This is a genomic window from Leptothoe sp. PORK10 BA2, from assembly GCF_034932105.1.
In the GTDB taxonomy this organism is placed as follows: Bacteria; Cyanobacteriota; Cyanobacteriia; order Phormidesmidales; family Phormidesmidaceae; genus Leptothoe.
Genome location: NZ_JAYGIG010000127.1, coordinates 43,219 through 55,413, shown reverse-complemented (window position 1 = coordinate 55,413; position 12,195 = coordinate 43,219). Strand labels below are relative to the sequence as shown.

Genomic DNA, 12,195 nt, shown 5'->3' with positions numbered 1-12,195 from the left:
TTGTTGGGACTAGATTGGCGTTCATATTCCAACTCTAGTCCTATTTCCTGCTTGATGCTCTACAACCTCCAACTGACAATACTTCAGCCCCTTTACTGATGGCCGAGGAACACCGGTTACGCCCATAGCGAACCGTCACTTGTCCATCCTGGGCTAGTAAAACTTCACCACCCAACTTTTCAATTTGAGCAATTGCTTCTTGACGAATATTATCATCAATGGCCCTCGACAAAACATTCATCCAACCACTAATAAGTGCTGGCGTACTATTAGGGTTTGTCTCTAAAAAAGCAGCTGTTTGTCGAGACAACTTAGCAGTTAGCTGTGCATCTTCATCAGATGACTGTTCTGCCCAATTCGCAGCCGTTCTAAAGGATTCTTGAGCAGCTTTATTATCACCAATAAATAACATCTCATCAGTAGCTTTGTATCGCCAAACAAAGTATGAGCGATCCGGTGCTGTTGGCAGCATAGTAGCTAACCCTTTTTCCATTAAGCGAATTGACTCTTGAGGCTGGCCGGCATACATTGAGACTGAGTTGACTAAGTACAGATATGAACCAACAAATCTTGGATCTCGATCTATAAGTACATCAAAAAAAAGCGGGCTAGCAGAATACCCAGTAATTTTTCTTGTGTCTGCTTCTCCAAAGTATTGAATAAAATTTAGGAATATCCAATCCGCTAAAATATTCTCAAAACCAAAGGCTGGCAATAACTTTAAAGCATTTAAATTAAGAGTTCTCGAAAGCTCTTGTTGTGTCAGGCGACTATTTGACAGTTGACTTGTATCATCCTTCAAACTTTTCAGATATGAAAATTGAAGAAACATAGTAACTATCAATGCTCCAAACATGACAATATTTTTCACTTGCCTTCTTTTTCCTTTATCGCAAGCCTACTAATACTTTAAAGGCAGCTAGGGATTCAGATTGTCTCTGAATCCCTAGCTGCTTAGAATAAAAGCTGATAAAACTAGCAGAACAATTCAAGTAGTATCTTAGGATAACTACTTGAATTTACCGGCACAAGCTACTGTTGTCACTAGTCCACCGCTATTATTAACTGTTAAAGTAGGCGGGGCACCTGCCTGAATACTTTCACAAAGAACAATTGTAGACGTTGTCTCATTTGCCACATTGTCCTTTAGCAAATAAGCAATTCCAGTGTATCCTTTCAATGCAAGGGGATCTTCAGGAGCCGCGTAAACACCACCTACAGCATCTAAAGAGCCAGCTTCAGCCAAGGCAGTACCAGTAAGACCTAAAGTCTTATTAGCCTTTGTTGGATCATACGTAGTGCTTGAACCAAAAGTATAACGCTCAGAAACTGCTTTGATACCAACACCAATACCACTGATATTATCAGAAAATTTCTCGTTCTCTAGTCTGTAGGCTTGCTGACCACGATTGATCGCACCTACGTTAGTCAGTGCTTCAGTCTGCTTGGCTTTGTTAGCCTGGTTTAGGAAGGAAGGAAGGGCAATGGCAGCCAGAATACCAATAATGATGATTACTACCAGTAGTTCGATTAGGGTAAAGCCTTCGTTAGCTTTTTTCTTGCCGGCGATGTGCTGAAGTAGCTTGGCGCGTAGAGTTGTCTTCATGTGGAAAGTGTCTCCTTGAGGTTTGGGATGTAGCAATGAGCTCCTTGCTTTAAGCTACCCACGGGAATCAGATCTATTATCACTTGGGTTGAAAACCTGAAAAGCCTTGGATATGCTTGCTTAGCGCTACGTTTATAACCTACCCTCGGATTTGCTCAGAGCTATCAGCCAAAGTACATAACTTGGATAAACAGCAACGTTGCTATCTGCGTAATATTACTGAGTCAAGGACGCATGGATGTTTTATTTATTGGTGGCAGAATATGGGAAAGTCCCTGGCTAACCCTTCAGGGGTAGCATTTTTCGGCCATCGGTAAACTAACCTAGAAGCGTTCTACATCGGTAACTGTAGTGGTCTGGGCCATGGCGGCTTCTCCACAGGTTTTAGGGGTGGGAAATAACTTGGTGGGGTTGGCTAGGCCCTGAGTGTTAATGGCTGCTCGGACCCATTGCATGGTTTCTAGGTCAGCATCTGTAAACATTTGGGGCATGTAACAACGTTTGTCTGCACCGATGCCGTGCTCACCGGAAATGCTGCCGCCGACATCGACGCAGAGTTTGAGAATTTCGCCCCCGAGGGCTTCGACGGTTTCGAGCTGGCCGGGGACGGCGTTATTGTACAAAATTAGCGGGTGCAGATTGCCATCGCCAGCATGGAAGACGTTGGCGACGTCGTAGCCGTATTTTTGGCTCAAGGAGGCGATTTCATTCAGTACATAGGGCAACTGAGCTCGAGGAATGACCCCATCTTGAACGTAGTAGTCGGGGCTGAGTTTGCCCATGGCGGCAAAGGCGGCTTTGCGGCCTTTCCACAGGCGCAGGCGTTCGTTAGGGGTGGTGGCGATCGCAACCGACCTGGCCCCATTTCCCTTGACGATTTCGCTGACCTTTTGGGCACTGGCCGCCACATCGGCCGGGGAACCGTCCACCTCCACCAGCAAAATCGCCGTCGCGTCACGGGGATAACAGTCTAGGGCCACCACCTGTTCAACGGCGTTGATGCTAAAGTTATCCATCATTTCCATGCCAGCGGGAATGATGCCGACACTGATAATGTCGGATACACTTTTGGCCGCAGCTTCAACGCTATTAAAGTCCGCCAGCAGGGTTTGGGCACTTTCTGGTGATTTAAGGATGCGCAGGGTAATTTCGGTGGCGATGCCCAGGGTGCCTTCGGAACCGACAAACACCCCCGTCAGGTCATAGCCTGGGGATTCGGGCATGTCCCCCACATCGACGATATCGCCGTTGGGCAGCACCAGCTTGAGGCCCAGCACATGGTTGGTGGTGACACCATACTTTAGGCAGTGGACACCGCCGGAGTTTTCGGCGATGTTGCCGCCAATGGAGCAGACGGACTGGCTGGATGGGTCGGGGGCATAGTAAAACCCGGCTCCGCTGACGGCGTCGGTCACCCAGTTGTTAATCACGCCGGGTTGGACCACCACGCGCTGGTTGTCGTAGTCGATGTCTAAAATTTGGCCCATGCAGGCGGTGACGATCAACACGCTGTCTTCAATGGGTAGGGCACCGCCGGAGAGACCGGTACCGGCTCCACGGGTGACGAAGGGGATGTGGTTGCGATCGCAAATCTTCACCAGGGCCGCCACTTCCTCCGTGGTTTTCGGCAGCACCACCACCGCCGGTCGTTGCCGATAGCTGGTGAGACCATCACATTCATAAACCAGCAATTCCTCCTTACGGCGCACCACCCGATCATCGTCCAGCACCGCTATAAAGGCCTGAATCACCGGCTGCCAATCCCGTGGCTGCGTTGCTATTTCAGTTAGAGCTACACCAGAAGCCATCAATCACCAGCCAGTATATAGATTAGGGTCACATCCCTGATCCTAACTCAGCTTGGCAAGTCAGCCTTAAACCAGCTTCTCCCCATGGAGCATTTTATTCGCTGCATCCAGCAAAGCTTCTTCCAAATAAGGCTTCGTAAAGTAACCGCTGGCCCCTAGATCAACCGCCATTTGTCGATGGCGATCCGCCCCCCGTGACGTCAACATGGCAATCGGAATCTGCTGCAGCCAACCATCCTTTTGTAACCGCGATAGCAGTTCTAAGCCATCCATGCGAGGCATTTCAATATCGCAAAAAACAAGGTCGCAGGGTAAACCAGAACGGAGCTTTTCCCAAGCTTCCTGGCCGTCGCGCGCCTGCTCTACTCGATAGCCCACCTTACTAAAGCTCATGGACAACAGCTCACGCACCGTAATCGAATCATCCACAATCAACACCGTAGGTTCAGACTTCACCTTAGAAGGCTCAACTAGCAGAGCCGCCTCATCCGCTTGAGACCACACAGCCGCTGTGGGGTCACGGCGAACTCGGCCTAGGGCGATGTCAATCAGCTCCAGCACATCGGCAATGGGCATCACCCGTCCATCCCCTAGAACAGTCGCCCCAGCAATACCCGTAGGCTTCGGTATGGGACCTTCTAACTGTTTAATTACAATCTCCTGCTCCCCCATCACCTGATCAACTTCCAAGGCAATAAAGCTATTGGCACTCCGCAACACCACAATGGAAACCATATTTTCATCCTGGTTACCGCCATAGACCCTGCCTCGACCTAAGGTGCGGTTAAAGGACAGCAAATCAGACAGATTTTGGAATGGCAACAATGTATCGCGCCAGAAAATACAATCTTGACCCTGATCATTTTTCTGGATCCGCTCCCGGGAAACATCGAACATATCTTCCACACCATCCATGGGGAAGGCAATGCGCGCCTGTTTACTAATACAGCTGAGGGCTTTCGAGATACTCAAGGTGAGGGGCAAGCGAATCGTAAAGTTAGTTCCCTGCCCCGGTTCAGAGTCGATGGTGATATTACCGCGAATATCGGCCAGGGATGTGCGTACCACATCCATGCCAAACCCTCTACCGGCAAAGTCATCAGCCTGATCCCGCGTACTAAAGCCAGGGTGAAACAGCAGATCATAAACGTCCAACACCGTCATGGTCTGGACATCCGCTTGGGAAATCAGCCCTTTCTGCAGGGCCTTTTGTTTAACAAGGGTGGGATCAATCCCCGCCCCATCATCACCCACAGAAATAACCGTTTGATTACCTTGATAAAAGGCCCGAACCGTAATTATCCCTTCCGGTGGTTTACCAGCATTCCTGCGTTCTTCGGGGGTTTCAACACCATGGGTGATGGCATTATTGACCAGATGGGTCATGGGATCATAGAGCAGCTCTAGGATCATTTTGTCAATTAAAATGTCCCGACCTTCCACCACCAGGCGAGCCTCTTTGCCGCACTTAACAGAAATATCCCGTACGGCCCGAGGTAAGCGAGACGCTGCCTGGGAAAACGGCACCATGCGAGCCTTATTCAAGCCTTCTTGCAGCTGATTGGTCACCTGTCGAAACTGACGGGTAACTTGGTCAGAGGATTCAACCGTGTAGGCAATGTCAGAGGCCGATTCACGGACACGGACAATCAGCTCAATCATTTCCTGGGACAGGGTATGGAAGCCGGTAAATCGGTCCATTTCTAAGGCATCAAAAGATTCCCCCGTCACGTGGGCCCTTGTATCATTGGCATCTCTGGATGTACTGGGAGAGGAGGATTGATAGAACTGGCGACTAGAAATCAGAGAGCTTTCTAGTAGGGAACGCTCATAGAGATCTCGCATGCGCTGCCCCACATCATTGAGCTGCTGCACCTGGAACAACAAATTGTCTAAAAACTGACGTAGGCGTTCCTGATCCTGCTCTAGGGTATTCCGATTGACCACCAACTCCCCAACCAAATTGCTCAGGTTATCCAAATGATTAACCGAGACCCGCATGGTTTGCTCGGTCACCGTGCGACGACTGGTCAACCGATTAGCGGCAGGGCGGAAAGCGTTAGAACTAGCGGCGGTCGTGGATAAGGTTTGGTCTGCATCCTGCAGGAGTGCTTCGAGATCACCAAATTCATCGTCCACGTCTAATGCTCCAGCTGGCATCCCAATTGGGGCCACACCTGATGGTGTCGAGGTTGCAGGCTGCGGGCTAACTGAAGGGATGGGATCATTTAATAACGCTTCAAGGCTACCAAACTCATCGCCACTGCTGACGGTTTCAGCAGTGGTCGCGGCACTCATTTCTGCGGGCAACTCCGAAAGTAGAGTATCTAAGGGCTCTAAACCAGCAATGTCCGATGATTGGTCGAGGTCATCAAATAAGTCGTCATCTAAGCCATCATCATTCCTAGTGGGGCCCCCAACCGACGACTCTAAGCCAATCAAGGAGTCGTCTAGTTCCAGTGCTGGAAGCTCCAGTGCTGGAAGCTGTGCCTCAGCCTCAATCGGGTTGGCGTCAGGGCTAGTGGGTGGCACCGCCTGTGCCATGTCCGACAACAGGTCTAGATCTCCACCCCCTGTAACCCAATCGGCAGCGTTCTCCCCGAAGCCTCCTCCAAAGCTTTCATCATCAGTGACAATGCCAGTAACAATACCGTCATCCTCTAAATCCAACAGATCAAATTCAAAATTGCCAGAGGGAGACTGGCTAATCTCAAATTCGTCCACACTGCTGGTTTCTTCTACGGCACTTCCTAAATCCAAATCCAAGTCAGTGATATCTGGGCTGCCACTATCGGAGGCAATGAACTCTAAACTTTCTAAACCATCCAGCTCAGTAAAGTCCGATTCTGTTCCAACTGCTGCGGGTGCCGTCGCAAGATCTGCATCGCTAAATAGGTCATCTAAAGCGTCATCTGATCCAGTATCGTCACCAAACAGATCACCTAAAGCGTCATCAGAAGTTTCAGGCTCAGATCCATCCAGTCCAGAAAGTTGATCAGAGGAGGACTCAGACGGTTCTGCACCATTGTCAAATAGCCCCTCGAATCCACCCTCGAAAACAGCGTCAGACTCAGCCCCACCCAGATCAGAAGGTAAATCAGAGGACAACTCAAGATTTTCAGCCCCATCGTCCAATAGATCACCTAATCCCGTATCCAGGGAGGCATCCAGATCGGATGCACCCAGGTCGGACACATCCAGGTCAGACACATCCTGATCAGCAAATAGATCTTCTTCGGAAGCATCAACGGCATCATCATCGCTAAACAGACTATCTAACCCCTGATCTGCCACAGGGGTATCCATGTCAGATAGGCCCAGGCCAGCCTCTGTACCAGGAATCTCATCACTAAATAGATCTTCGGAAGCATCAACGGCATCATCATCGCCAAACAGACTATCTAACCCCTGATCTGCCACAGGGGTATCAACATCAGATAGATCCAGGCCAGCCTCTATACCAGAAATCTCATCACTGTCGTCAAAAGATAGATCCAGGCCAGCCTCTGTACCAGAAATCTCATCACTGTCGTCAAATAAATTGTCTAGCTCCCCATCTAAAGACGTTGAACTAGTCTCAGGGGGGATGATGGCACTGACTTCAGACGCTTCTTCCTCTAGGGATATCTCTTCAACCGATGCCCACACATCATCCAAGTCCAAAGCATCAGGCTCTGCCATAGCACTTTGGGGAAAGCCACTGATACCTAGCTCAGTAGACTCAAATTCATTAGAATTCAGCCCCTCTAATGGGTCAGGTTCAGCCCAAACATCTGATGATAGGCTGTCTGATGTGACTGGGGTGGACACAACCTCAGCATCACGATCTTGCTCCCAAAGACTCTGATTTGAAGAGCCTGATGCTGTCGCTTCGCGGGAGTCTGAGGCTGTTTCATCGAGGGTGAAAAAGTCATCAAATTCAGAGCGCTCTGGTTCTCCTCCAGAACTGACTGATTTTTCAGAGGCAGCTGAATCTGAATCAAAGAAACTATCGGAGCCTTCAGTGCCAAAGGCTAAATCAATATCTGCTGATTGATCAGTATCCGCTCTAGAAGAGTTCAGGGCATCGAATTCATCCAGGCTATCAGATGGATTCTCTGATAGTTCGATGGAACTCTCACTGAGGGAATCTTCTGTGACCGTCTGATCTATGTCGCCGAATAGATCGTCCATGCTGTCCATGGGCTCGATCTCGACCATTTCATCCAAGAGGCTTTCATCGTCAGTAGAGTCGGTCTTTCCTGTTACATATGACTGGGCGACCCCTAAGTCGCCGCCCAGGTTATCTAAATTCTCTACCCTGTCTTCGGTGTCAGTGTCACCAAAGAGATCGGCTAGTTCATTACCCGATTCAAAGTCATTGGAGCTGCCCCCTAGGTCAGATGAATCATCATTGAGCAAATCTGCAAAGTCAGGGGAAACGTCGATATCTAAAGACTCTGAAGAAGTCGCTCCATTGACAATGGGCACGTCTTCTTCTTGCCAATCACCATCTAGGTCACTCCCACTAGTTTCAAATAGATCGGCCAAACTAGTGAGTTCGGCCACACCTACGTCCGGACCCGATGGCGAAGTGGCGGCATCGTTGAGCAGTTCATCGAGGGAGATCCCATCATCGACATCTGGCGTTGGGGCTTCCAGGGTGTCGAATGAAGTGTCTGGCTCGAGCGATGCCAAATCATCTAGATCACTGGTCAGACCGCTCTCTAAGTCACTGGTCAGACCACCTTCTAAGTCACTGTCTGTAAATAGCGCATCCTCTGAAAATAGAGAGTTCCAATCATTGGAAGCCTCTGTCACATCTCCTTGCGCGGCCAATGTTTGCAGCGCTTGAGGAAGGGTGATTTCAGGTTCACGACCGGCTAACACTAGGTCCTGTGCTTTTTTGATTTCTTTGATCAGGACGGGGGCCAGGGTGCGGTAGTCATTGTTGCGATCGCACACCGCCCAGCGACCATGCTTAACCAAATTCAACCACCTGGGCAAATTAAACTGCTCACCAAACCGCTCCAACAATTGACAGCAGCCCTCTAAAGCCGTCCGACTTTCCTCCGTATCAGCCTGCTTAAAGCGAGCCAACATTTCCCTTAATGCCGCAGAAACATCACTGCTAAAGACCAACTTCAACGCACTTTCTTCCACCGGGTACGGCGAGGTGGTTGGCATAAAGGCAATCGGCGCAACCACCTCCAAGGGAACATCATTCGCATCCGCATCTGCCACCAGCCGATCTAAATGCTCCTGGAGCTGATTGAATACAGGCTCCACACCCGCCATAATACTCTGCGCTTTATCCTCCGTCAGACCAAACGGCCCCTGGAGCTGTTCAAGCAGTTCCTGCAGGGCATCAAACACCCGCAAAAACATCGACTCCAAGGCACGATCCACATTAATCGGAGACTCTTTCAGCAGCTTAAAGTAATCTTCCAGCCGGTGGGATGTCCGCTGCATACTCTCAATGCCAAGCATGGCCGCGCCGCCCTTTACAGAGTGAGCAGCCCGAAACACCTCATTGGCCATTTCGGGATTACCAATGGTTGCCTGAAGATTTAGCAGCCCCTGCTCAATGGTATTGAGATGGTCCTTAGCTTCTTCAATGAAGTAGCCCAATATACGCTGTTGTTGTTCAGGCAGCATCACCCTTGTCTCCCTAGATGAAATCGAAAATTAGGCCAGTCTTGCAATTACGTGATGGCGGTCGTCATTTCTTGACACCCTGCTTTAGATACCTTGACTAATCCACCCGACTCAAACCCAAACCATGAACCTCAACCGCCATAAAGCAGATAGTCCAGAAAATGCGCCCAGGCTAATTCCTATCACCCTCCACCTTAAACCGCTCTACCGAAGTCAGCAGATCACGGGCCACACCCACTAGATTTTGCAGTGAACCCGACACCCGCTGAGATTCCTGGGAGGTTTCTTGGGCCGTCAATTCAACCGATTGCATGACCTGAGCGACCGCTCGCGAGGTTTCCGTCTGCTCCACCGTATCAGCCGTAATCGACCGCACCAATACATCAATCCGGTTAGAAACCTGGATAATATCCTCTAGGGAACGTTTTGCCTGTTCCGCTAGCTTCGTCCCCTCAATCACCTGCTGGGTGCCCTCTTCCATCGCCGTCATCACACCGCTAGTCTCACCCTGAATTTGCAGAACGATTTGCTCAATCTCCTTCGAAGCTTTAGCTGCCCGATCCGCCAGCTGACGGACCTCATCCGCCACAATGGCAAACCCTCGCCCAGCCTCGCCCGCCCGGGCCGCCTCAATACTAGCGTTGAGGGCCAACAGGTTAGTTCGAGATGCAATCTGCGAAATCAAAGCCACAATCTTAGAAATTTCCTGGGAAGATTCCGCTAAACGCTTTACCTTGCGCGTTGTTTCAGCAACCGTTTCTCGAATTTCCAAAATACCGGCCACGGTGCGCTCCACCGCCTCCCCACCGCGCAGTGCGGTCGCCGATGCGGAACGAGCTACCTCTTCAGCCTCCCGAGCACTGTCTGCCACCCGCTGAATGGACTCAGTCATTACCTGGACAGAATTCAAGGTGACGGCTAATTCCTCAGCCTGACGCAGGGCATCCGCCGATAGACTGCGAGCAAACATCTCATTGTCAGAAGAACTTTTGGTTACCTGCAAGGCAGCCGCACTTACCTGCTGCACAATCTCTCGTAAGTTTTGAATAGTCAGGTTAAACGAGTCAGCAACGGCCCCTAGCACATCCGCCGTCACCTCTGCTTGCACCGTCAAATCACCACGGGCTGCACCTTCCACGTCGTCCAGCAACCGAATCACCTGGCGCTGTAAATCTTCCTTAGCCTGCTCTTGCTCCTGGGCTTTGCGCTGAGCTTCGCTGGTGGTGGTGAGAATCACCCGAGCCATCCGGTTAAACCCCGTAGCCAACTGCCCTAGATCATCAGTGGAATAGGCCGTCGCCCGAGCATTTAGATCTCCTTGGGAGACCAGATCAAACTGCTGCCGCAAATTATCGATAGAGCGCTTGGCCTGACGATCAATTAAGATCCCTAACCCAAATACGGTTAAGCCACTGGCAATAGCTGCAGCACCCGCAGCTAAAGGACGTACTCGAGAAATCCGAGCACTATCTTCTTCAGAAATGTTACCGGACAAACCACTGAGAGTAAGGGAACAAACACCCACGACAGCAGCCAAGGAAACCAAAGCGGCTCCTCCTGCCATCAGCGATCGTTTCGTTAGTAAAGAGGCATTGCCCAACCAACTGAATGATCCCTCATCCTCCGCTGCCGGAACAACCACCGCAGATTCGTCACCCTGGGTAAATGAAGGCAGCTGATCAGCGGTTTCGATGCTGAAAATATCATCGTCCCCAAGAATCGCTTGATCATCTTCCTCAACCAAACTGAATCCAGACCCACCACGGATTTCCGGATCGTCAGAGAATATTCCTTCAGAACTTGCAGAGGGCTGTGTAAACTCAGTAGATCCTTCAGACAAATCAAATTCTGGCAGACTACCGAGATCATCAAACTCATCAAACTCATCCAGGAAGTCGATATCTCCCCCCTGCTGGCTTTCCAAACGGTCCATGGTGTCAACAGCAGGAAACGTCTGCTCGCCAGCAGAAAAGGTTTGGTCACCCATATCCTCATCCACGAGGTCATACGGAACAGGCTCCAACCCCGAAAGTGTAGAGGCTTCACCATATTCCGGCAAATCCCCTGTCAACATATCGTCAGCTTGGGCATCACCCTCAGGCTCCATCATAAAGAGGGTTTTGTCTTCGGGCTCCTCCAACAGATCTGGCAAATCTGGCAGGGCTTCTGCCAAGTCTGCATCCATAACGGGACTATCAACAGCCGGTGCTAAACTTCCTGCCTCCAGAAAGTCATCCATACCCGGAAAGTCCCCCAAATCATCATCGGCCCCTTCCCCCGACGGAAATGCCTGCTCAAAATCATCCTGGTCAAATTGCGAAAGTTCTTGAACCGACGAGGATGAACCACTCCGGGACACACCGTCAAAGCTATCGAGGGTAATATCGTCTTCCTCAGACGACTCAACTAAGCCTTCTAGACTACTGTCAGCAAATGGATCGAGCTCAGCATTACCTAAATCACCCCCTACGGAAAGATTGCCAATGGAAAACGGGTCATCAAAACCCAGATCAATATTCGAAGCGCCAGATGTACTCTCGTAATCGGCCGTAGCATCAAAAGGATTATCCAGCGCCTCCGTGCTCAGATCATAGCTATCGTTGTTAGTTATGGCCGTTTGCTCTACAGAGCCCGGATCGGTCCCAGGGGCTACGACGCGTGACTCAGATTGAACGCTGGGACCGTCTGCCCCTTCAAAGGACAAGTCTAGACCAGCACTCAAATCATCCCCATCTTCCCCCATGTCTCCATACAGCTCGATGGAATCAAACAAACCGTCAGCCGTAATTTCTTCAATACCATTGTCATCCACCGCCCCCGGCCCGACATCCATCTGCTCGGCATAGGTCAGACCGTTATTGGCATAGTTTACAAATTCAGGATCAGAGGTTAAATCCAATACGGACTTGTACTGAGTTCGGGCCACATCATAGGTACTGAGCCCATAGCAATAGATGTGACCCTTGAGTAGGAGCACATTCGGATCGCTCGGGTAGTTTTCTGCCAATTGCTCAATAATGTCAGCAGCTTGCTCATAACTGCCCTGCATATATGCACGCTCTGCCGCTTGATAGGTTTGAGCGTAATCTATACCCGATGCCATCTGTATTCTCCTGCCAGTCTAAACATCTCCATCTTGCCGAA

5 protein-coding genes are annotated in these 12,195 nt (G+C 50.2%); all 5 read right to left on the bottom strand.

Annotated elements, in window-relative coordinates; translation table 11 throughout:
• Window positions 1-40: 40 nt before the first annotated feature.
• The 5 genes from VB741_RS20400 to VB741_RS20380 all read right to left on the bottom strand — a co-directional run bounded on the left by VB741_RS20400 (window position 41) and on the right by VB741_RS20380 (window position 12,154).
• The gene (locus VB741_RS20400) at window positions 41-871 is read right to left on the bottom strand and encodes a hypothetical protein (protein ID WP_323367044.1); all 831 of its coding nucleotides are present in this window, start codon (window positions 869-871) and stop codon (window positions 41-43) included.
• A 138-nt stretch (window positions 872-1,009) separates the two neighbouring features.
• Window positions 1,010-1,606 (bottom strand): type IV pilin-like G/H family protein, encoded by a 597-nt coding sequence (locus VB741_RS20395; protein ID WP_323367043.1) that lies wholly within the window; start codon window positions 1,604-1,606, stop codon window positions 1,010-1,012.
• Between the two features lie 323 nt (window positions 1,607-1,929).
• Window positions 1,930-3,414 carry a glycolate oxidase subunit GlcD gene (glcD, locus tag VB741_RS20390; RefSeq protein ID WP_323367042.1) on the bottom strand — a complete coding sequence of 495 codons (1,485 nt, stop codon included), beginning with the start codon at window positions 3,412-3,414 and terminating at the stop codon, window positions 1,930-1,932.
• Window positions 3,415-3,480: 66 nt separating this feature from the next.
• Window positions 3,481-9,051, bottom strand: a complete 5,571-nt coding sequence (locus VB741_RS20385) for a hybrid sensor histidine kinase/response regulator (protein ID WP_323367041.1) — start codon at window positions 9,049-9,051, stop codon at window positions 3,481-3,483.
• 172 nt (window positions 9,052-9,223) lie between these two features.
• Entirely contained in the window at window positions 9,224-12,154 is a 2,931-nt protein-coding gene (locus tag VB741_RS20380) for a methyl-accepting chemotaxis protein (RefSeq protein ID WP_323367040.1), read from the bottom strand.
• Between the last annotated feature and the right edge of the window lie 41 nt (window positions 12,155-12,195).

Excerpts from the sequence above, each read along its gene's own strand:
- glcD (WP_323367042.1), bottom strand. The coding sequence starts at position 3,414 with ATGGCTTCTGGTGTAGCTCTAACTGAAATAGCAACGCAGCCACGGGAT.
- VB741_RS20385 (WP_323367041.1), bottom strand. The coding sequence starts at position 9,051 with ATGCTGCCTGAACAACAACAGCGTATATTGGGCTACTTCATTGAAGAA.
- VB741_RS20380 (WP_323367040.1), bottom strand. The coding sequence starts at position 12,154 with ATGGCATCGGGTATAGATTACGCTCAAACCTATCAAGCGGCAGAGCGT.
- VB741_RS20395 (WP_323367043.1), bottom strand. The coding sequence starts at position 1,606 with ATGAAGACAACTCTACGCGCCAAGCTACTTCAGCACATCGCCGGCAAG.